Annotated in this window: 21 protein-coding genes; 15 read left to right on the plus strand and 6 right to left on the minus strand. The window is 72.3% G+C overall.

Annotated elements, in window-relative coordinates:
• The first annotated feature begins 81 nt into the window (after nt 1–81).
• Nucleotides 82–1056 carry an ArsR/SmtB family transcription factor gene (locus ACZ7MY_RS16545; protein WP_499602439.1) on the plus strand — a complete coding sequence of 325 codons (975 nt, stop codon included), beginning with the start codon at nt 82–84 and terminating at the stop codon, nt 1054–1056.
• Nucleotides 1057–1206: 150 nt separating this feature from the next.
• On the opposite strand, the gene ACZ7MY_RS16550 is transcribed toward ACZ7MY_RS16545, so the two are convergent.
• Together ACZ7MY_RS16550 and ACZ7MY_RS16555 are read right to left on the minus strand one after the other, a co-directional pair.
• Nucleotides 1207–1500, minus strand: coding sequence for an MTH1187 family thiamine-binding protein (locus ACZ7MY_RS16550; RefSeq protein ID WP_499514063.1), 294 nt, complete (start codon nt 1498–1500; stop codon nt 1207–1209).
• Nucleotides 1497–1850: a DUF3817 domain-containing protein gene (locus ACZ7MY_RS16555; RefSeq protein WP_499602440.1), complete on the minus strand. Its 354-nt coding sequence runs from the start codon at nt 1848–1850 to the stop codon at nt 1497–1499. Before ACZ7MY_RS16555 ends, ACZ7MY_RS16550 begins: the two co-directional genes overlap by 4 nt.
• Before the next feature lie 211 nt (nt 1851–2061).
• Here ACZ7MY_RS16555 and ACZ7MY_RS16560 point away from each other — a divergent pair, with 211 nt between their 5' ends.
• From ACZ7MY_RS16560 to ACZ7MY_RS16580, 5 genes are all read left to right on the plus strand, one after another.
• Nucleotides 2062–2889: a DUF2127 domain-containing protein gene (locus tag ACZ7MY_RS16560; protein ID WP_499602442.1), complete on the plus strand. Its 828-nt coding sequence runs from the start codon at nt 2062–2064 to the stop codon at nt 2887–2889.
• 3 nt (nt 2890–2892) lie between these two features.
• On the plus strand, nt 2893–3531 hold the full coding sequence (locus ACZ7MY_RS16565; protein ID WP_499602443.1) for an AIM24 family protein: 639 nt from the start codon (nt 2893–2895) through the stop codon (nt 3529–3531).
• On the plus strand, nt 3531–4181 hold the full coding sequence (locus tag ACZ7MY_RS16570; RefSeq protein WP_499602445.1) for an AIM24 family protein: 651 nt from the start codon (nt 3531–3533) through the stop codon (nt 4179–4181). The genes ACZ7MY_RS16565 and ACZ7MY_RS16570 overlap by 1 nt, the downstream gene beginning before the upstream one ends.
• Complete coding sequence (locus tag ACZ7MY_RS16575; RefSeq protein ID WP_499602446.1) at nt 4178–4957, plus strand: AIM24 family protein; 780 nt, start codon at nt 4178–4180, stop codon at nt 4955–4957. Before ACZ7MY_RS16570 ends, ACZ7MY_RS16575 begins: the two co-directional genes overlap by 4 nt.
• Before the next feature lie 64 nt (nt 4958–5021).
• Nucleotides 5022–5498 carry a MarR family winged helix-turn-helix transcriptional regulator gene (locus ACZ7MY_RS16580; RefSeq protein WP_499602447.1) on the plus strand — a complete coding sequence of 159 codons (477 nt, stop codon included), beginning with the start codon at nt 5022–5024 and terminating at the stop codon, nt 5496–5498.
• 35 nt (nt 5499–5533) lie between these two features.
• Here the strand turns inward: ACZ7MY_RS16580 and meaB are convergent, their stop codons facing one another.
• Together meaB and ACZ7MY_RS16590 are read right to left on the minus strand one after the other, a co-directional pair.
• Nucleotides 5534–6490, minus strand: coding sequence for a methylmalonyl Co-A mutase-associated GTPase MeaB (gene meaB, locus ACZ7MY_RS16585; RefSeq protein WP_499602449.1), 957 nt, complete (start codon nt 6488–6490; stop codon nt 5534–5536).
• Nucleotides 6491–6658: 168 nt separating this feature from the next.
• Nucleotides 6659–7834 carry an acetyl-CoA C-acetyltransferase gene (locus ACZ7MY_RS16590; protein ID WP_499602755.1) on the minus strand — a complete coding sequence of 392 codons (1176 nt, stop codon included), beginning with the start codon at nt 7832–7834 and terminating at the stop codon, nt 6659–6661.
• Between the two features lie 172 nt (nt 7835–8006).
• Between ACZ7MY_RS16590 and mce the strand changes: the two genes are divergently transcribed.
• From mce to ACZ7MY_RS16625, 7 genes are all read left to right on the plus strand, one after another.
• The gene (gene mce / locus ACZ7MY_RS16595; protein WP_499602451.1) at nt 8007–8435 is read left to right on the plus strand and encodes a methylmalonyl-CoA epimerase; all 429 of its coding nucleotides are present in this window, start codon (nt 8007–8009) and stop codon (nt 8433–8435) included.
• A gap of 178 nt (nt 8436–8613) precedes the next feature.
• Nucleotides 8614–12510, plus strand: a complete 3897-nt coding sequence (scy, locus tag ACZ7MY_RS16600) for a polarized growth protein Scy (RefSeq protein ID WP_499602453.1) — start codon at nt 8614–8616, stop codon at nt 12508–12510.
• A gap of 103 nt (nt 12511–12613) precedes the next feature.
• The gene (locus tag ACZ7MY_RS16605) at nt 12614–13546 is read left to right on the plus strand and encodes a cellulose-binding protein (protein WP_499602454.1); all 933 of its coding nucleotides are present in this window, start codon (nt 12614–12616) and stop codon (nt 13544–13546) included.
• 137 nt (nt 13547–13683) lie between these two features.
• Nucleotides 13684–14670, plus strand: a complete 987-nt coding sequence (locus ACZ7MY_RS16610; protein WP_499602455.1) for an ABC transporter ATP-binding protein — start codon at nt 13684–13686, stop codon at nt 14668–14670.
• Between the two features lies 1 nt (nt 14671).
• Nucleotides 14672–15448, plus strand: a complete 777-nt coding sequence (locus tag ACZ7MY_RS16615) for an ABC transporter permease (RefSeq protein ID WP_499602456.1) — start codon at nt 14672–14674, stop codon at nt 15446–15448.
• 113 nt (nt 15449–15561) lie between these two features.
• The gene (locus tag ACZ7MY_RS16620) at nt 15562–16830 is read left to right on the plus strand and encodes an ABC transporter ATP-binding protein (RefSeq protein WP_499602458.1); all 1269 of its coding nucleotides are present in this window, start codon (nt 15562–15564) and stop codon (nt 16828–16830) included.
• Nucleotides 16827–17696 (plus strand): ABC transporter permease, encoded by an 870-nt coding sequence (locus ACZ7MY_RS16625; protein ID WP_499602459.1) that lies wholly within the window; start codon nt 16827–16829, stop codon nt 17694–17696. The genes ACZ7MY_RS16620 and ACZ7MY_RS16625 overlap by 4 nt, the downstream gene beginning before the upstream one ends.
• A gap of 28 nt (nt 17697–17724) precedes the next feature.
• Here the strand turns inward: ACZ7MY_RS16625 and ACZ7MY_RS16630 are convergent, their stop codons facing one another.
• Nucleotides 17725–18048: an Rv1322 family protein gene (locus tag ACZ7MY_RS16630; RefSeq protein ID WP_499602460.1), complete on the minus strand. Its 324-nt coding sequence runs from the start codon at nt 18046–18048 to the stop codon at nt 17725–17727.
• A 211-nt stretch (nt 18049–18259) separates the two neighbouring features.
• Between ACZ7MY_RS16630 and ACZ7MY_RS16635 the strand changes: the two genes are divergently transcribed.
• Nucleotides 18260–19285: an LLM class flavin-dependent oxidoreductase gene (locus ACZ7MY_RS16635; RefSeq protein ID WP_499602462.1), complete on the plus strand. Its 1026-nt coding sequence runs from the start codon at nt 18260–18262 to the stop codon at nt 19283–19285.
• Between the two features lie 53 nt (nt 19286–19338).
• On the opposite strand, the gene ACZ7MY_RS16640 is transcribed toward ACZ7MY_RS16635, so the two are convergent.
• Nucleotides 19339–19731: an SCO5389 family protein gene (locus tag ACZ7MY_RS16640; RefSeq protein WP_499602463.1), complete on the minus strand. Its 393-nt coding sequence runs from the start codon at nt 19729–19731 to the stop codon at nt 19339–19341.
• A 186-nt stretch (nt 19732–19917) separates the two neighbouring features.
• Here ACZ7MY_RS16640 and nucS point away from each other — a divergent pair, with 186 nt between their 5' ends.
• Nucleotides 19918–20580, plus strand: a complete 663-nt coding sequence (gene nucS / locus ACZ7MY_RS16645; protein WP_499602464.1) for an endonuclease NucS — start codon at nt 19918–19920, stop codon at nt 20578–20580.
• Nucleotides 20581–20654: the final 74 nt, after the last annotated feature.

The raw sequence follows: 20654 nt of genomic DNA on the forward strand, positions 1-20654 counted from the left end.
CACGCCGTAGTGTTTCGGCTCCAGCCGAAAGTCAGGCCGCAGCCGGGACACGGGCCGGTCCCGAGGAGCAGGAGGTGTGCCGTGCCGTTCCGCATGCGCTTCGGACCGGACGACCTGCTGCGCTGCCGGTTCGCGATCTCCCCGCTGTGGGAGACGGAGGGCGCCGTGCGCACCCTCAAGGAACCCGGGCTGCAGGCGTACCACCTGCCCTGGCTGCGGCAGACCCATGAGGCGGCGCGGACGCTGGACCTCACTCCGCTGTGGCTGCTGATGCCCCGCCGCGGCCACAGCCCGGACTTCCTCTGCCCGCCCCCGCAGGGCCCCTCGGCGGCCATCGAGGACGAGCTCGCCCGGGTACGGGCCACCGACCCGGAGGTCGCCCGGCAGGACCTGGCCCGTTCACTGGCGGACACCCCGGGCGCCGCCGACACCCCGCAGGGCCGGGCGATGCTGGCCGACCCCGCAGGCGCGGTGCGGGAGCTGGCGGAGTTGTACGAGCGGGCCTGGGAAGCGCTGATCGCCCCGTACTGGCCCCGGCTGCGCGCGGTGCTGGAGGCGGACATCGCCTTCCGTGCGCGCCGGCTCGCGGACGGCGGGCTGACCGGACTCTTCGCCGACCTGCACCCGTCGCTGAGCTGGGCCGACGACACCCTCACGCTGCACAAGCCCACCGAGCACGACCGGGACCTGGGCGGTGACGGACTGGTCCTGGCACCCAGCGTCTTCGTGTGGCCGGACCTCGCGGCGGGCTTCGACCCGCCCTGGCAGGGCACCGTCGTCTACCCGGCGCGCGGCATCGGCGGGCTGTGGCAGGCACCGCAGGCCGCCTCGGAGGCCCTGGTGCGGCTCATCGGGGCCAACCGCGCCGCCATCCTCGGCGGTCTGGGCGAACCGGCCACCACGACCGCGCTCGCCCACCGGCACGGCCTCGCCCTGTCGTCGGTGTCGGCGCACCTGGCGGTCCTGCGGGAGGCGGGCCTGCTCACCTCGCGCCGCTACGGGCACCAGGTGCTGTACGAGCGGACCCCGCTGGGCAGCGCGCTCGTCGGTGACTGACCGGCGCTGCCGGCCACGGCGGTTGTGGGGGGTGTGGGGGGTCGTTCGGGTGTCGCGCCGTCTCGCGCCCTTCGGGCGCACTGCAAACGAGGCAGGGCCCCCGCCCTCCCCTCCGCAGCCCGCGTCTTTTCGCCCGAAGGGCGGGCGGGCCTACTGCGCGAGGTACCGCTCGACGGTCTCCACCTTGGAGGTGAGCCCGTCCGTGACGCCGGGCCGGATGTCGGCCTTGAGGACGACGGAAACGCGCGGCGCCCGGGCCTCGACGGCGGCCACGGCGCGCTTGACGACGTCCATGACCTCGTCCCACTCGCCTTCGACGGATGTGAACATCGCGTCGGTGCGGTGGGGCAGGCCCGACTCGCGGACCACGCGGACCGCGTCGGCCACGTACGCGCCGACGTCCTCGCCGACGCCGAGCGGGGTGACGGAGAAGGCGACGATCATGCCTCGACCACGCCTTCCTTCAGCTCCTTGCGCGCGCGGGCGGCGATGACGCTGTCCTCGGCCTCGCGGCGCAGCCTGCGCTCGGCGAAGAAGCCGCCGGTGGGCAGGACGGAGAGCACGAAGTACAGCGCGGCGCGGCCGAGCGGCCACTTGGCGCGGTTCCAGGCGTCCAGCCAGAACAGGACGTAGAGGATGAAGAGGATGCCGTGGACCATCCCCATCACGGGGACCGCGTCGAAGTCCGTCGTGCGCTTGAGCACCGAGCAGATCAGCAGGAGCAGGAACGACACCGCTTCTGGAGCGGAGACCAGGCGGAGCCGGTTCAGGGCGGAGGCGGTCTTGGTGTCCACGGGACCTCACTATCGGGACAGGGACTGCGGCGGGCTTCGGCACTGCGACAGAGACGCTTGTGAACGTGATCACAAGTGGTCCACCCATTATCACCCGGCCCTGTGGCCGCCCCGCCCCCGGGGCCCCCGGGGGAACAGGTGAACCATCGGCGCGCCGAACGCGTCCCCCTCCTCGACGGACGACGAACCGCCCTCTCGAGGAAGAAGCGGGATGAAACTGGACTGGGACCGCCGCCACTGCGCCCGGCGCGGGCACATCACGTACGCGCCGGACGAGGCGCACCTGCGGGAGCGGCTGCGTGCCGACACCGCGCTGGGCGAGGTCTGGCGCTGCCTGCGGTGCGGCGACTTCGCGCTGGGCGCGCCGCACGGCTCGGGACCGGCCGACCGGGCGCCGGAGGTACCGCGCGGCCGGGCGCTGCGCGACCTGTTCATCCTGCGCTTCCTGGCGGTCGAGCGGCTGCTGCGCGGGCTGTTCATCGTCGTCGCGGCCTGGGCGGTGTGGCGGTTCAGCAACTCGCAGGACTCGGTGCGCCGGTTCTTCGAGGAGTACCTCACCGTCTTCCGCCCGGTCTTCGGGCACTTCCACTACGACCTCGACCACTCCCCCGTCGTGGACACCATCCGCCGCACCTTCGAGTACCGGCACTCGACGCTGCTGATCGTGGCGGGCGCGCTGCTCGCGTACGCGGTGATCGAGATCGTCGAGGCCGTCGGGCTGTGGGCGGCCAAGCGGTGGGCGGAGTACCTGACGGTGGTCGCGACGGCGGCCTTCCTGCCGCTGGAGGTCTGGGAGCTCACCGAGAAGGTGAGCTACCTCAAGATCGGCACGCTCGTCCTCAACCTCCTCGCGGTCCTCTACATCCTGCTGGCGAAGCGGCTGTTCGGGCTGCGCGGCGGCCACGCGGCCTTCGAGGCCGAGCGCCGCGGCGCCTCGCTGCTGGAGGTCGAGGAGGCGGCGGGGGCGCCGCACGGAACCGGTGGACACCAAGTGACGAGGACCCTGGTGACGGGTTCCTCCCGGACGGATACGGTCTGACCCGTGGCTCAGTTTCGATTGCAGGGCAGCAAGGTGCTCGCCGTGGACATGGCCGGCGACGCCGTGAAGGCGAAGAACGGCTCGATGGTCGCGTACGACGGCCAGATGAGCTTCAAGAAGATGTCCGGGGGCGGCGAGGGTCTGCGCGGCATGGTGACCCGCCGGCTGACCGGCGAGTCGATGGAGGTCATGGAGGTACGCGGGCAGGGCACCTGCTTCTTCGCCGACCGCGCGAGCGAGATCAACCTCGTACGGCTGAACGGCGAGAAGCTCTACGTCGAGGCCAGCAACCTGCTGGCCACCGAGGCGACGCTGCGCACCGGCACCACCTTCACGGGGCTGCGCGGCGCCTCGCAGGGCAACGGCCTGTTCACCACCACGGTGGAGGGCATGGGCCAGGCGGCGATCACCTCCGACGGCCCGGCGGTGGTGCTCCGCGTCGCCCCCGGGATGCCGCTCCAGGTGGACCCGGGCGCGTACGTGGCGCACACCGGCAACCTCCAGCAGCACTTCCAGGCCGGCATCAGCTGGCGGACGATGATCGGCGAGTCGGGCGGCGAGTCCTTCCAGATCCGCTTCGAGGGCGACGGCCTGGTCTACGTGCAGCCGAGCGAGCGCAACACCATCGGGGGGCAGGTCTGATGCCGTTCACCCGCATCAACTCGAAGATGGTCGAGGCCCAGGTGCTGCCGGGACAACGGCTGTTCAGCCAGCGCGGCGCGATGCTGGCCTACCGGGGCAACGTCACCTTCACGCCGAACGTGCAGGGCGGCCAGGGCGGCATCGGCTCGATGATCGGCCGCCGGCTCGCCAACGAGGCGACCCCGCTGATGACCGTCGAGGGCCACGGCTCGGTGATGTTCGGGCACGGCGGCCACCACGTCCACTGCGTGGACCTGACCGGCGACACCCTGTACGTCGAGGCGGACCGGCTGCTGGCCTTCGACGGCTCGCTGCGGCAGGGCACGATGTTCATGGGGTCCCAGGGCGGCGTGATGGGCGTCATCCGCGGCCAGGTCACCGGCCAGGGGCTGTTCACGACGACCCTGCAGGGGCAGGGCGCGGTCGCGGTGATGGCGCACGGCGGCGTCATCGAGCTGCCGATCACCCCGCAGCGCCCGGTGCACGTCGACCCCCAGGCGTACGTCGCCCACCGCGGTGACGTACGCAACAAGCTGTCCACCGCGCTCGGCTGGCGCGACATGGTGGGCCGCGGCTCCGGCGAGGCGTTCCAGCTGGAGCTGTCGGGGCACGGCACGGTCTACGTACAGGCGAGCGAGGAGAAGCTGTGACCCCCAACGGACCGGTCGTCCACGACCCCTACACGCTGCCGGTCGACGACAACGTCAACCCGTACGCCTTCAGCGTCGACCTGAAGGGCCAGTGGTTCCTGCAGAAGGGGAAGATGATCGCCTACTACGGGCAGATCAGCTTCCACGGCATCGGCCACGGCGCGCTCGACGGGCTGATCCGCGCCAACTTCCACTCCCCGCTGCACGCCGCGGACTGGGTGGTCGCCGAGGGCCAGGGCAAGATGATCCTCGCCGACCGCGCCTTCGACGTGAACTCCTACGACCTGGAGGACGGCAACCTCACCATCCGGTCGGGGAACCTGCTGGCCTTCCAGCCGGGGCTGGCGCTCAAGCAGTCGATCATCCCGGGCTTCCTGACCCTGATCGGCACCGGGAAGTTCGTGGCGGCCTCCAACGGCGCGGTGCACTTCGTCGAACCGCCGGTGCGCGTCGACCCGCAGGCCCTGGTGGGCTGGGCGGACTGCCCGTCCCCCTGCCACCACTACGACCACGGGTACATGCGCGGCGTCCTGGGCGGGCTGCGGGCGCTGACCGGCGTCGGCGGCACCTCGGGCGAGGAGCACCAGTTCGAGTTCGTCGGCGCGGGGCAGGTGCTGCTCCAGTCGAGCGAGGTCCTCATGCCCGAACAGGCCACCGGCGCGGTGCCGCACGAGGCGGGCGTCCCGGGCGGCGGGGCGGGCGCCCCGGGCATGCCGCAGGGCGTGCCGAGGCTCCCGGGTCAGCTCGGGGACCTGCAGCGCCGCTTCGGTCTGTGACCCTACCGACACGTATCGGGACCCCGAATAATCCGGATTTCAACTTTCTGGGTATAATTCCATCATGGAGACAGAGACCGGCACCCTTTGGCTGACCGCCGACGAGCAGCGCACCTGGCGCATCCACCTGGAGGTCAGCAAGTTGCTGACGCACCAGCTCGAACGGGACCTGCAGCCGTACGGTCTGACCTACAACGACTACGAGATCCTGGTGAACCTCTCGGAGTCGCCCGAGCGCCGCATGCGGATGAGCGACCTGGCCCGCGCCACCCTGCAGTCCAAGAGCCGGCTGTCCCACCAGATCAGCCGCATGGAGACCGCGGGCCTGGTCCGCCGCGAGAACTGCGAGTCCGACCGGCGCGGGCTGTACGCCGTCCTCACCGATGACGGCTGGGAGACCATGCGCAAGGTCGCCCCGCACCACGTCGGAGCCGTACGGGAGCACTTCATCGACCTGCTCCCCGCCGCGGACCTGGCGGCCCTGCGCAGGGCCCTCGACCCGGTCGCGGACCATCTGCGCGCGGTACGCGGCAGGGCCTGACGCCGTCCGCCGGCCCGCGCCGGCCGGCGCGGGCCTCAGGCCTGCTCGGTGAGGCCCGCGACGAGCTCGTCGGCGGCGGCGTACGGGTCCAGCCCGCCGGCGACGATGCGTTCGGCGAGCGCGCCGAGGCGGCGGTCGCCGTGCAGGTCGCCGATGCGCTCGCGCAGGGTGGTGACGGCGATGTGCTCGACCTCCAGGGCCGCGCGGCGCAGCCGGCGCTCCGCGAGCACGCCGTGCTCCTCCATCCAGGCGCGGTGCTTCTCCAGCGCCTCGACCACCTCGTCGACGCCCTCGCCGCGTGCGGCGACCGTCTTGACGATCGGGGGGCGCCAGTCGCCCGGCAGGCGGGACTCGCCCAGGCCCAGCATGTGGTTGAGCTCGCGGGCGGTCGCGTCGGCGCCGTCCCGGTCGGCCTTGTTGACGACGTACACGTCGCCGATCTCCAGGATGCCCGCCTTCGCCGCCTGGATGCCGTCGCCCATGCCCGGGGCCAGCAGCACCACGGAGGTGTCGGCCTGAGCGGCGATCTCCACCTCGGACTGGCCGACGCCGACGGTCTCCACCAGCACCACGTCGCAGCCGGCCGCGTCGAGCACCCGGATGGCCTGCGGCGCGGCCCAGGCCAGACCGCCCAGGTGGCCACGGGTGGCCATGGAGCGGATGTAGACACCGGGGTCGGAGGCGTGGTCGCTCATCCGGACCCGGTCACCGAGCAGCGCGCCCCCGCTGAACGGCGAGGAGGGGTCCACGGCCAGTACGCCGACCCGCTTGCCGGCCCGCCGGTAGGCGGCGACCAGCGCGGACGTCGACGTCGACTTGCCGACCCCCGGCGAGCCGGTCAGGCCGACCACGTACGCGCCGCCGGTCAGCGGCGCGAGGGCGGCCATCACCTCCCGGAGCTGCGGGGACGCCCCCTCCACCAGTGAGATCAGCCGGGCGACCGCCCGCGGGCGGCCCTGCCGCGCCTGCTCCACCAGGGTGGGGACGTCCATGACTCCTCATTCCTCGGGCTCGGCTCGCCTCCGGTTCGCTCAGCCGGTGTCGACGGTCGACCGTGCTCGCCTGCTCGTTCCTCGCAGGCTCCGCGCGCTCTCCCTTTCGACACCGGCCGCTCCCCTTCGGCTCACTCGCCATTCGTTCCGTTGCTTGTCGGTGTGCGGCTACTTGCCCGGCACGCGGATGATCAGGGCGTCGCCCTGGCCGCCGCCGCCGCACAGGGCCGCCGCGCCCACGCCGCCGCCGCGGCGCTTGAGCTCAAGGGCCAGGTGCAGGACGATGCGGGCGCCGGACATGCCGATCGGGTGACCGAGGGCGATGGCACCGCCGTTGACGTTCACCTTTTCAGGTGTCACGCCCAGGTCCTTCATGGACTGCACGGAGACCGCGGCGAAGGCCTCGTTGATCTCGATGAGGTCCAGGTCGCCCACGGACAGCCCGTCCTTCTTCAGGGCGTGCGCGATGGCGTTGGACGGCTGCGACTGCAGCGAGTTGTCCGGGCCGGCCACGTTTCCGTGGGCGCCGATCTCGGCGATCCACTCCAGGCCCAGTTCCTCGGCCTTCTCCTTGCTCATCACGACCACCGCGGCGGCGCCGTCGGAGATCTGCGAGGAGGTGCCCGCGGTGATCGTGCCGTCCCTGCTGAAGGCGGGGCGCAGCTTGGCCAGCGACTCGACCGTGGTCTCGGCGCGGATGCCCTCGTCCTTGGCGAAGACCACCGGCTCGCCCTTGCGCTGCGGGATCTCCACCGGGGTGATCTCCGCCTCGAACAGGCCGTTCTTCTGCGCGGCGGCGGCCCGCTGGTGGGAGAGCGCGGCGATCTCGTCCTGCTCGGCGCGGCCGATGCCCAGGCGCGTGTTGTGCTTCTCGGTCGACTCGCCCATCGCGATGTCCTCGAAGGCGTCGGTGAGGCCGTCGTGCGCCATGGCGTCCAGCATCTGGACGGCACCGTACTTGAAGCCCTCGCGGGACTTCGGCAGCAGGTGCGGGGCGTTGGTCATCGACTCCTGGCCGCCGGCCACGACGACGTCGAACTCACCCGCCCGGATCAACTGGTCGGCCAGCGCGATGGCGTCCAGGCCGGACAGGCAGACCTTGTTGATCGTCAGCGCCGGGACGCTCATCGGGATGCCGGCCTTGACCGCGGCCTGGCGGGCGGGGATCTGCCCGGCACCCGCCTGGAGCACCTGGCCCATGATCACGTACTGCACCTGGTCGCCGCCGATGCCGGCCCGGTCCAGCGCGGCCTTGATGGCGACGGCGCCGAGTTCGGCGCCGGAGAAGGTGCGCAGCGAGCCGAGCAGCCGGCCCATGGGGGTGCGCGCACCCGCGACGATCACGGACGTTCGTGCCTGGCTGGTCATGACGCGGCCCCTTTGCACGGAGGGAATGTTAACGATGGTTTTCGAGGGTGCTGTCAATGTACTGAGGGGTGCGGCCGGCGGTCACCCGGCAGACGGTGTGATCGCGCGCACGTTGCGTGACCATGCCGTCCGGCGGTCCACTGGAGTCATGCTGACGCGAATCGACCACATCGGCATCGCCTGCTTCGACCTCGACAAGACCGTCGAGTTCTACCGTGCCACCTACGGCTTCGAGGTGTTCCACACCGAGGTGAACGAGGAACAGGGCGTGCGCGAGGCGATGCTCAAGATCAACGAGACCTCCGACGGCGGGGCCTCCTACCTCCAGCTCCTGGAGCCCACCCGCGAGGACTCCACGGTGGCCAAGTGGCTGGCCAAGAACGGGGAGGGGGTGCACCACATCGCCTTCGGCACCGAGGACGTCGACGCGGACGCGGCCGCCGTCCGCGACAAGGGCGTGCGGGTGCTCTACGACAGCCCGCGCAAGGGTTCCATGGGGTCGCGGATCACCTTCCTGCACCCCAAGGACTGCCACGGTGTGCTGACCGAGCTCGTCACCTCGGCCAAGGACCACTGACCGGAGACGACTCGCCCCGGTAGAGTGGCCTGGCGACCCCGGGGTGGGCTGGGGTACCTGCCCGCGCCTCGGCGTGGGATCGGACACAATTCTCCGTAAGGCTCCGCGGTGAACGGGGCCCCGGGGAATCTCACTCGGTTGGCGGGTGGGTACACCAGGAGACGGATGGGACCGCGGAGTGCGGGGCTACGACCGCTACGAGGTTGAGGACGACCACCTCTCGCAGTTCGAGGCCGAGATGGAGCGGCTTCGTAAGGAGCGGGACAAGGTCGTCCAGCATGCCGAAGACCTCGGCTACCAGGTCGAGGTGCTGCGCGCCAAGCTGCACGAGGCGCGCCGCAACCTCGCGACTCGCCCTGCCTACGACAACCTCGGCCATCAGGCCGACCAGTTGCTGCGCAACGCGCAGATCCAGGCCGACCAGCTGCGCGCCGACGCCGAGCGGGAGCTGCGCGAGGCCCGTGCGGCCACCCAGCGGCTCCTCCAGGAGCAGGCGGAGCACCAGGCGCGCGTCGAGGCCGAGTGGCACGCCGAGGCCGTCGCCCGGCGCCGCCGGCTGGACGAGGAGCTGGCCGAGCGCCGCACCAACGTCGAGAGCCACGTCAACGAGAACGTGGCCTGGGCCGAGCAGTTGCGCGCCCGCGCCGAGTCGCAGGCCCGCCGGCTCATGGAGGAGACCCGCGCCGAGTCGGAGGCCGCGCTGGCCGCCGCCCGCACCGAGGCGCAGCGGATCGCCGAGGGCGCCCGCGACCGGCTGGAGGCCGACTCCACGGCCGCCCGCGCCGAGGCCGAGCAACTGCTGCGCCGGGCCCGGGCGGACGCCGAGCGGCTGCTGAACGCCGCGGCCAGCCAGGCCCAGGAGGCCACCACCCAGGCCGAGCAGCTGCGTGCCTCCACACAGAGCGACGCGGACAACGCCCGCACCCAGGCCGGCGAGCTGTCCCGTTCCGCCGAGGAGAAACTGCGCGAGGCCGAGGACAAGCTGCGCGAGGCGCAGAGCGAGGCCGACCGGCTCCGCGAGGAGGCCTCGGCCAACGCCGCCAAGCGGCTGGCCACGGTCGACGCCGACAACGAGCAGCGCACCCGTACGGCCAGGGCCGAGGTGGCCCGGCTGGTCGCCGAGGCGACCAAGGAGGCGGAGACCGCCAAGGCCGAGGCCGAGCAGATCCTCGCCGACGCCAACACCGAGGCCGAGCGGCTGCGCAGCCAGGCGCAGGAGACCGCCAAGTCCGAGGCGGCCGAGGACGCGGCGGCGGCGCTGGCCAAGGCGGCCCGCACCGCCGAGGAGGTCCTCAACAAGGCCACCGAGGACGCCCGGGCCACCACCCGCGCGGCGAGCGAGGAGGCCGAGCGCATCCGCCGCGAGGCGGAGACCGAGGCGGACCGGCTGCGCGGCCAGGCCGAGGAGTCGGCCGAGGAGCTGCTCGGCACCGCCAAGGACGACACCAAGGAGTACCGCGCCAAGACGGTCGAGCTGCAGGAGGAGGCCCGCAGGCTGCGGGGCGAGGCCGAGCAGCTGCGCGCCGAGGCGGTCGCCGAGGGCGAGCGCATCCGCGGCGAGGCACGGCGCGAGGCGGTCCAGCAGATCGAGGAGGCGGCCCGGTCCGCCGAGGAGCTGCTGACCAAGGCGAAGGCCGACGCCGCGGAGCACCGGCAGAAGGCCACCACCGACTCCGAGAAGGTCCGCACCGAGGCGATCGAGCGCGCCGCGGGCCTGCGCAAGCAGGCCGACGAGCTGCTGGAGCGGGCCCGCGGCGAGGCCGAGCAGGTCCGTGCCGAGGCCGAGCAGCAGGCGGAGCAGGTCAAGGAGGACGCCGAGGGCGCCGGGCTGCTGCTGCGCGAGGAGGCCGAGCGGGCCGCCCAGCGGCTGCGCGACGAGGCCGAGGCGGATCTGGTCCGGCTGCGCGAGGAGGCCGAGCGCCGCATCGACGCGGCCGAGGAGGCGCTGCGCGAGGCCCGCACCGAGGCGGAGCGGCTGCGCCGCGAGACCGCCGAGGAGGCGGCCACGCTGCGTACCGAGGTCGCCGAGCGGGTCCGCGGGCTGCAGGAGCAGGCCGAGCAGGAGACCACGCGGCTGCGCGACGAGGCCGCCGCCGACGCGTCGCGGACCCGGGCCGAGGCCGAGCAGCTCGCCGTACGCCTGCGGGGCGACGCCGCGGCCGAGGCCGAGCAGTTGCGCACCGAGGCGCAGGAGACCGCCGACCGGCTCCGGGCCGAGGCCCAGGAGACCGCGGGACGACTGCGGGCCGAGGCGGCCGAGGCGCTGTCCGCCGCCCAGGAGGAGGCCACGCGGCGGCGCCGGGAGGCCGAGGAGCTGCTGGGCGCGGCCCGCGGCGAGGCGGAGCAGGAGCGCGCGCAGGCCGGCCGCGAGGGCGAGGAGCTGCTGGCGGCCGCCCGCAAGCGGGTGGAGGAGGCCGGCGCCGAGGCGGAGCGGCTGGTCGCCGAGGCCGAGCGGCACGCGGCCGAGCTGGTCGGCGCGGCCGAGCAGACCGCCCAGCAGGTGCGGGACTCGGTCAACGGGCTGCACGAGCAGGCCGAGGAGGAGATCACCGGGCTGCGCTCGGCGGCCGAGCACGCGGCGGAGCGGCTGCGGTCCGAGGCCCAGGAGGCCGCGGACCGGCTGCACTCGGACGCCAACGCCGAGCGGGAGCGCGCCACCGAGGACGCCCAGCGCATGCGCCGCGAGGCGCAGGAGGAGGCCGAGGAGGCCCGCCAGCTGGCCGACCGCACGGTCGGCGAGGCGATCGACGAGGCCGACCGGCTGCGGGCGGAGACCCGCGAGGAGGCCAACCGCCAGCGGGTGGATGCCGCCGAGCAGGCCGACCGGCTGCTCACCGAGGCCATCGAGGAGGCCGACCGGCTCCGTGCCGACGCCGCCGTCCGGGCCGAGGAGGCCGTGGGCAAGGCCCAGCGCGACGCCGAGCGGCTGGGCATCCTCGCCAAGGACGCCCTGGACTCCGCCGAGCGCGACGCCGAGGAGCGCCGCCGCGCGGCCGAGGAGTCGCTGGGCGTCGCCGAGGCGGAGGCCCGCCGCATCCTGGACGAGGCGCGCGACGAGGCCAACAAGCGCCGTACGGAGGCGGCCCAGCAGGCCGACCAGCTGATCACCAAGGCCCGGGCGGAGGCGGAGCGGCTCGGCATCCTGGCCAAGGACGCCCTGGACTCCGCCGAGCGTGACGCCGAGGCGGCCCGCGCGGAGTCCGACCGGATCCGCGACGAGGCGCGCGAGGACGCCAACAAGCGCCGCGCCGAGGCCGCCGAGCAGGCGGACGAGCTCGTCTCCGGCGCGCAGAGCGAGGCCCTCAAGATCGGCACGGCCGCGGAGGAGCAGGCCGACACGATGGTCGGCGCGGCCCGCAAGGAGGCCGACCGGATCGTCGCCGAGGCCACCGCGGAGAGCAACGGCATGGTGGAGCGCGCCCGTACGGACGCCGACACCCTGCTGGAGGAGGCCCGCAGGGACGCCACCGCCATCCGCGAGCGCGCGCAGGAGCTGCGGCAGCGCGTCGAGGCCGAGGTCGAGGAGCTGCACGAGCGGGCCCGTAGCGAGTCGGCCGCCACGATGAAGTCGGCCGGCGAGCGGGTCGACAAGCTGGTCGAGGCCGCCACGGAGCAGCTGGAGAAGGCGGAGACGAAGGCCCGCGAGATGGTCACCGACGCCGAGGCCAGGGCCGAGGAGACGCGGTCCAACGCAAGCGCCGAGGCGAGCAAGGTGCGCATCGCCGCGGTGAAGAAGGCGGAGGAACTGCTCAAGGGGGCCGAGCAGAAGAAGAACGACACGGAGCGCGAGGCGGAACGGGTGCGGAGCGAGGCCCGCGTCGAGGCCGAGCGCATCGTGACCGAGGGCAAGAAGGAGCTCGAGGTGCTGAGCCGGCGCCGCCAGGACATCAACGCGGAGATCACCCGCGTGCAGGATGTCCTCGAGGCACTGGAGTCATTCCAGCAGCCGGTCGACGGTGGAAAGGGCACCAGTCAGAACGCCACACAGAACGGTAAGAACGCGGTCACTGCCGGTGCAGCGGCCGGAACGACCCGGACAGGGAGCAAGCGGTCCGACGATGCGCCACTCGATTGAGCGGTCATTGTGCACAGTTACTGGACAGTGACTGTAAGACACGCCGCTTGGGCCCCTAGGATTCCCCCTATCACCCCACCCGGTCTGAATTGACAGGAACCCCATGAGCGACACTTCCTCCCCCTTCGGCTTCGAGCTCGTGCGGCGTGGATACGACCGCGGGCAGGTGGACGACCGCATCACCAAGCTCGTCGCCGACCGTGACAGCGCACTGGCGCGGATCAACGCGCTGGAGAAGCGCATCGAGGAGCTCCACCTCGAGACCCAGAACGCGCAGGCCCAGGTCAACGACGCCGAACCGTCCTACGCCGGTCTCGGCGCGCGCGTCGAGAAGATCCTCCGCCTCGCCGAGGAGGAGGCGAAGGACCTGCGCGAGGAGGCCCGCCGGGCCGCCGAGCAGCACCGCGAACTGGCCGAGTCCGCCGCCACCCAGGTGCGCAACGACGCCGAGTCCTACGCCGTCGAGCGGAAGTCGAAGGCCGAGGACGAGGGCGAGCGCATCGTCGAGAAGGCCAAGGGTGAGGCCGGTCAGCTGCGCGCCGACGCGCAGAAGGACGCGCAGGCCAAGCGTGAGGAGGCGGACGCCCTCTTCGAGGAGACCCGCGCCAAGGCGGCCCAGGCCGCGGCCGACTTCGAGACCAACCTGGCCAAGCGCCGTGAGCAGTCCGAGCGCGACCTGGCGTCCCGTCAGGCCAAGGCCGAGAAGCGCCTCGCCGAGATCGAGCACCGCGCCGAGCAGCTCCGCCTGGAGGCCGAGAAGCTGCGCACCGACGCCGAGCGCCGCGCCCGCCAGACGGTGGAGACCGCGCAGCGCCAGGCCGAGGACATCGTGGCCGACGCGAACGCCAAGGCGGACCGCATCCGCAGCGAATCCGAGCGCGAGCTGGCGGCGCTCACCAACCGCCGCGACAGCATCAACGCCCAGCTGACCAACGTCCGCGAGATGCTGGCCACGCTGACCGGTGCGGCGGTCGCCGCGGCCGGCGCCCCCGCCGACGACGAGCCCGTCTCGCGCGGCGTCCCGGCCCAGCGCTGACGCACCGCGGAGCCGGAGCCCCGGACGTGCGCGAGCCCCCCGCCGAGGAGGCGGGGGGCTCGCGCACATCCGGGGAGCGCAAACGGGGGCGGGAATTCCGCGTGCATCGCGCGCCGCGGCCAAATAGTGTATGCGGCATGATCGAGCTGCAGGGGCTGACCAAGCGGTACGGCGACAAGACCGCGGTGGACGACCTCACCTTCACGGTGCGGCCGGGGGTGGTCACCGGCTTCCTCGGCCCCAACGGGGCGGGGAAGTCGACGACGATGCGCATGATGCTGGACCTGGACAATCCGACCAGCGGCAGCATCCGCATCGACGGCAAGCACTACCGCGAGCTCCACGAACCGCTGAAACACATCGGGGCGTTGCTGGAGGCCAAGGCCATCCACGGTGGCCGCACGGCCCACAACCACCTGCTGTGCCTGGCGCAGTCCAACCGCATCCCGGCCCGCCGGGTCGACGAGGTGCTGGAGATCGTCGGTCTCGCCCCCGTCGCCAAGAAGCGCTCCAAGGGCTTCTCCCTGGGCATGGGCCAGCGCCTCGGCATCGCCGCGGCGCTGCTCGGCGACCCCGAGATCCTGATGTTCGACGAGCCGGTCAACGGACTGGACCCGGAGGGCATCCACTGGATCCGCAACCTGATGAAGGGGCTGGCCGCCCAGGGCCGCACGATCTTCGTCTCCAGCCACCTCATGAGCGAGATGGCGCTGACCGCCGAGCACCTGATCGTGATCGGTCGCGGGAAGCTGATGGCGGACACGACGATGGCGGACTTCATCGCCGAGAACTCCCGCTCCTACGTACGCGTCCGCACCCCGGAACCGGAGAAGTTCAAGGACGCGCTGGCCGCCGCGTCGATCACCGCCGTGATCGGCGACGAGGGCGCCTTCGAGATCGAGGGTGCGGAATCCGCCAAGATCGGCGAACTGGCCGCCCGCAACCAGCTGGTGCTGCACGAGCTCAGCCCCCAGCAGGCCTCACTGGAGCAGGCCTTCATGCAACTCACCGCCGAGTCGGTGGAGTACCACGCCGGTGGGCCCGCGGCGGAGGGCGGCGAGGCCGCCGCTCCCGCACCCCAGTGGGGCTCCGCCTGGAACACCAGCGCCGGAAAGGAAGCCTGACATGGCAGCGACCACCGCTGTTCTGCAGTCGGAGTGGACCAAGGTCAGGACCGTCCGGTCGACCGTGTGGACGCTGGCGTCGGCCGCCGTCCTGACCATCGTCATCAGCGGTCTGTTCTGCCTGCTCTTCCGTACCCAGTGGGACACCATCGAAGAGGGCGCGCGCGCCCAGTTCGACGCCACCAGCCAGAGCCTGTCCGGTCTCTTCCTCGGTCAGCTCGCGCTGATCACCTTCGGCGTGCTGATCATCTCCAGCGAGTACAGCACGGGCATGATCCGGGCCTCGCTCTCGGCGGTGCCGCAGCGCGCGACCTTCTACCTCTCCAAGGTCGCCGTCGCCGCCGGCATCACCTTCGTCCTCGGGGTGCTCGTCAGCTTCGTCTCCTTCTTCATCGGCCAGGCCATCCTCGGCGGTGACCTCGCCACCTCGATCAGCGACCCCGGTGTGCTGCGTGCGGTCTTCGGGGCCGGCCTCTACATGACGCTGATGGTGCTCTTCGCGGTCGGCGTCGCGACGATGCTGCGCAGCCCGCTGGTCTCGCTGGGCATCCTCATCCCCTTCTTCTTCCTGATCTCCGGGATCCTCTCGGCCGTTCCGGGCGCCAAGGAGGTGGCCCGGTACTTCCCGGACCAGGCCGGCAGCAAGATCATGCGGGCCACGATCGCCCCGGACGACCCCGCCCCGTACAGCGCGTGGGGCGGACTCGGCATCATGGCGCTGTGGGTGGTCGTCGCGCTGATCGGCGGCTACGCGCTGCTGAAGAAGCGGGACGCCTGACCGCAGCGGGACGTTTCGGGCCTCACGGGGCGGGAACCGATCCCGCCCCGCTAGCCTCCTGATACTCACGGGGGCGAGCGCCGCCCCGCGGACTGTTCGTCGAGGGGCGGAGCATGATCGAGGCAGTCGGCCTCACCAAGACCTACGGCAGCAAGACGGCCGTCCACAACCTGTCGTTCCAGGTGCGGCCCGGCATGGTGACCGGCTTCCTGGGGCCCAACGGCTCCGGGAAGTCGACCACGATGCGGATGATCCTGGGCCTGGACACCCCGACCGCGGGACGGGTGACCATCGGCGGCCGGCCGTTCCGCCAGTTGCCCAACGCCCCGCGCCGGGTGGGCGCGCTGCTGGACGCCAAGGCCGTGCACGGCGGGCGCAGCGCGCGCCAGCACCTCCTGTGCCTGGCCCAGTTGTCCGGGATCCCGGCCCGCCGGGTGGACGAGGTGCTGGGCGTCGTGGGCCTTCAGGACGTCGCGGGCAGGCGCTCCAAGGGGTTCTCCCTGGGCATGGGGCAGCGCCTCGGCATCGCCGCGGCGCTGCTGGGCGACCCGGAGGTGCTGCTCTTCGACGAACCGGTCAACGGGCTGGACCCGGAGGGCATCCACTGGGTGCGTCACCTGATGCGCAAGCTGGCCTCGGAGGGCCGTACCGTCTTCGTCTCCTCGCACCTGATGAGCGAGATGGCGCTGACCGCCGACCACCTGATCGTGATCGGCCGCGGGCAGTTGCTCGCCGACACGAGCGTCAAGGACTTCATCGCCGGCAACTCCACCGGCTTCGCGATGGTCCGCACCCCGGACGTGGCCGCGGACCGCGAGAAGCTGGCGAAGGCGCTGACCGGTGCGGGCGCGCAGGTGCAGCAGGAGCAGGACGGCGCACTGCGTGTGACCGGTCTGGAACTGCCGCGGATCAGCGACCTCGCGTACGAGGCCGAGGTGCGGCTGTGGGAGCTCTCCCCCCACCAGGCCTCGCTCGAGGAGGCCTACATGCGCCTCACCAACGGCGCCGTGGACTACCGCTCCACGGCCGACCCGCGGCAGGGCCTGCAACAGCCCGCCGGTGCGCCGGTGCCCGGTGGCTGGGGCGTGCCGCCGCAGGGCCCGTGGCCACAGCCCGGCCCGCAGCCCGTCCCCCCGCAGCCGCCGTACGGGTACGGCTACGGGCACCCGCAGCCCCCGGTGCAGCCGTACGGACCGCCGGTGCCGCCCGGTCCCGGCGCGACACCGGGCGCAACTCCGAACCCCTACGCGCAGCCGCCGGTTCCGCCCGGCGCGTCCGTGCCTCCGGCCGTGGCCGTGCCGCCCGCCGTGCCCGCGGCGCCGGCCGTGCCGCCCGCCCCGCCCGCCCCGCAGCCGACCCAGCCCGTCGAGGACGCCCGATGACCGCCCCCGTCCACATCCCGGCCCCGCAGTTCTCCTCCGCCGTCCCGGTGGAGCGGACCCACCTCGGCCACGCACTGAGGTCCGAGTGGACCAAGATCCGCACGGTGCGCTCCACGATCTGGACGCTCGGCGTCATGCTGGTGCTGATCCTCGGGATCAACCTGCTGATCGTCGGCCTGTCCTCGTCCGACATCGTCATCGACCCGGTGCTCGGCTTCGGCCTGTTCGGGGTGCTCCTCGGCCAGCTCTGCGTCATGACGCTCGGCGTTCTGGTGATCAGCTCCGAGTACGGCACCGGCATGATCCGCACGACCCTGACCGCCTGCCCGCAGCGCGGCCGGGTGCTCGCCGCGAAGGCGATCGTCTTCTTCGCGCTGACCTTCACCGTCACCACCGTGGCCTGCGCGCTCACCGCGCTGATGAACTACGCCACCTTCGGGGGCAAGCCGGTGGGCGAGGGTTCCTTCCTCGGCCCCCGGCTGGTCGTCGAGGACGGCTTCACCACCGCCAGCGGCAGCCAATGGCTCGGCGCCACCGTCGGCGTCGGCCTCTACGTGGCCCTGCTCGGGCTGCTGTCGCTGGCCGTGGGCGCGCTCCTGCGGCACTCCGCCGGCGCGATCACCACGATGATGGGCGTGGTCCTGCTGCCGCTGATCATCGCGATCTTCATGCAGTCGGACGGCCTGCACACGGTGCAGGAGAAGCTGATCGAGTACTCCTCCCCCAACGCCATCGCGTCGCTCTACCAGATGCCGATGCTGGAGAACGGGGACGCCGACGGCGTACGCCAGTTGATCGTGCTCGCGATCGTCACGGCCGTCGCCCTGGCCGCCGCCTACGCGGCGCTCGCCAAGCGCGACGTCTGACCCGGGTCACCGGGCTTCCGCTCCCCGCTCAGTACCGGGGGGCGTTGCGGGACCGCTGGAGCCGTGCGCCCCGGCGGTCCCTCGCGTTCCAGCAGGCGGTGTGCCAGTGGCGCCGGTCCTCCACGCCGCCGTACTCGGGCCAGGCCACCAAGTGGCCCACGCCCGGCGGGATCTCCTGGTCGCAGCCGGGGCAGCGGTAGTGCTTGCCGCCCGTGCTCCCGGCCAGTTGGCGGACGCTCCACTGCTCGCCCTGCCAGCTCTCCACGCGCTCCGGACCGCGGCCCGGTCCGGCCTCGGGAGGCTCCTCGGCTCTGCCGGCGGCGCCTCGCGGGCGGTTTCGGCGCGGGGACACGGGCACACACCTCATGCGTTCGGGGGACTCGGACCGCTTCCCAGCGTACGCGTAGCGCGCACCGTGCCGGGTACCCGATCGGACATCCCCCATTCCGGCCATCATCTGGAAAATCATGAAATCGCGGCGGCCGGGCCGTGCCTTTGGCACGTGTCAGGCGTTAATGCCGGTAGGGGAGCCGTGTCGGCCACCGAGGAAGGTGTGAAGCACGATGCGTGTCGGTACTTTCGTCCTCGCCGCCCAGTTCCCGGGGCAGGGACCGGGGGAGGCACTGCACCGCGCGGTGCGGACCGCGGAGGCGGCGGAGAAGGCCGGGCTGGACTCCGTATGGCTGGCGGAGCACCACTTCGTGCCGTACGGCGTGTGCCCGTCGGCCGTGACGCTCGCCGCGCTGCTGCTGGGCAGGACGCGCCGGATCGGGATCGGGACGGCCGTGAGCGTGCTGCCGACCGCGCATCCCGTGGCGCTCGGGGAGCAGGCGGCGCTGCTGCACATCACCTCGGGCGGCCGTTTCACGCTGGGCGTGGGCCGCGGCGGTCCCTGGGTGGACCTGGAGGTCTTCGGCGCCGGACTCGCCGCCTTCGAGAGCGGTTTCCCCGAGTCGCTGGACCTGCTGCTGCGTTGGCTGCGCGAGCCCCGCGTGGGGGCCTCGGGTGAACGATTCGCCTTCCGCGAGGTCGATGTCGTGCCGCGGGCGGACGAGTTCGAGGCGCCCGGCGGGCCGCCGGTCGTCGTCGCCTGCACCTCGCCGGGCAGCGTCCGGCTCGCGGCGCGCAGGGGTCTGCCGATGCTGCTCGGCATGCACTGCGGCGACGAGGACAAAACTGCCATGGTCGCAATGTGGCAGGCGGAGGCGCGCGATGCGGGGCTTTCACCCGAAATGGTGGCCGCCGCGGAACACGTCTCGGCGGGCGTCGTGCAGATCGCGGACCGCCGCGCGGACGCCGTGGAGACCCTCACCAAGGCGATGCCCGGCTGGCTCCAGCGGGGCCTCGCCGCGCACCGCACGGTCGACGGCCGGCCCCGGACGATGCGCGATCCGCTCGCCTACACCGAACTCCTCTGCGATCTCCACCCGGTGGGCCCGCCGGCGCTGTGCGCCGACCGTCTGGCCGCCACCGCCGAGCGGACCGGCATCCGCCGCTTCGCCCTGCTCGTCGAGGGCTCCGGCGATCTCGCGGCCACCGAGGAGAACGTGGCGCGGCTCGGCGGCGAAGTGCTCCCGCAATTGGCCTGATTGAAACATCAAAGAGCAGTGGTGCGACCAACGGCGGGAGCACCCTGCCCGGTTCAGCAGTCCCGCAGCTCCGGGGACTGGTTCAGCAGCTGTGCGCGTACGGAGGTGAAGGTGGCGTAACGCTCGTCGACCGCCGGGTCCAGCGGGAACACCGCGACCCGGTGGCAGTTCTGGAACGCCAGCCGGACCCCGAAGTGCCGCTGCAGGGCCCCCCGTATCGCGTCACTCGCCAGGGCGCGGAGCAGCTGACCGCGCGCGTGCTCGTCCGGCGGGGGTACCTGGTTGTCGGCGAACTGGCCGCCGTCCACCTTGAGTTGTGCCGCCAGAGAGCTGATCATGTCCCATGCGTAAGGCAGGGAAGTCCGGACGCAGTCGACGAACTCCCGTTCGTCGACCTCGCCTCGCTCGGCCTGTTCGAGGAGGGCCGGTGAGACGTCGAGCGACATGAGTACTCCTCTCGTGACCCCTCTGTCCGAGGAGTCAGACGGACTACGGAGAGAAGCCGCCCAGAGTTCTCCCGCGCGACGGCCTCCACCCACAACCGTAGGCGGAGAGGTCCCACGACACTAGGCGGGAGCGCTCACAACAGGCCATTTTCCGACCGCGCCCGGTAGCGAGTAACGTTGCCGACCATGCGTCTCGTCATCGCCCGTTGCTCCGTGGACTACGCGGGCCGGCTCTCCGCCCATCTGCCGTCGGCGACCAGGCTGCTCCTGGTCAAGGCCGACGGCAGTGTCTCCGTCCACGCCGACGACCGTGCCTACAAGCCGCTGAACTGGATGTCGCCGCCCTGCACGCTCAAGGAGGGCGAGGACGGGGTCTGGACGGTCACCAACAAGGCCGGCGAGCAGCTGATCATCACCATCGAGGAAGTGCTGCACGACTCCACCCACGAACTCGGCGTCGACCCCGGCCTGATCAAGGACGGCGTCGAGGCCCACCTCCAGGAGTTGCTGGCCGACCGCATGGAGGTGCTCGGCGAGGGGTGGAGCCTGGTACGCCGCGAGTACCCGACCGCCATCGGCCCGGTGGACATCCTGTGCCGGGACGCGTCCGGCACGACCGTCGCGATCGAGATCAAGCGCCGCGGCGAGATCGACGGCGTCGAGCAGCTCACCCGCTACCTCGAACTCCTCAACCGGGACCCCCTGCTGGCGCCCGTGAAGGGCGTCTTCGCGGCCCAGGAGATCAAGCCGCAGGCGCGGGTCCTCGCCACGGACCGCGGCATCGACTGCGTCGTCCTCGACTACGACGCGCTGCGCGGCATCGAGGACGACAAGCTCCGCCTCTTCTGACGGACGCCGTCCTCGCCCCGCCGGACGGTGGGGCGAGGACGGCGCGCGGCCCGGGCGGGCGCACCGGGCACCAG

Source organism: Streptomyces sp. NPDC111520 (assembly GCF_055635295.1).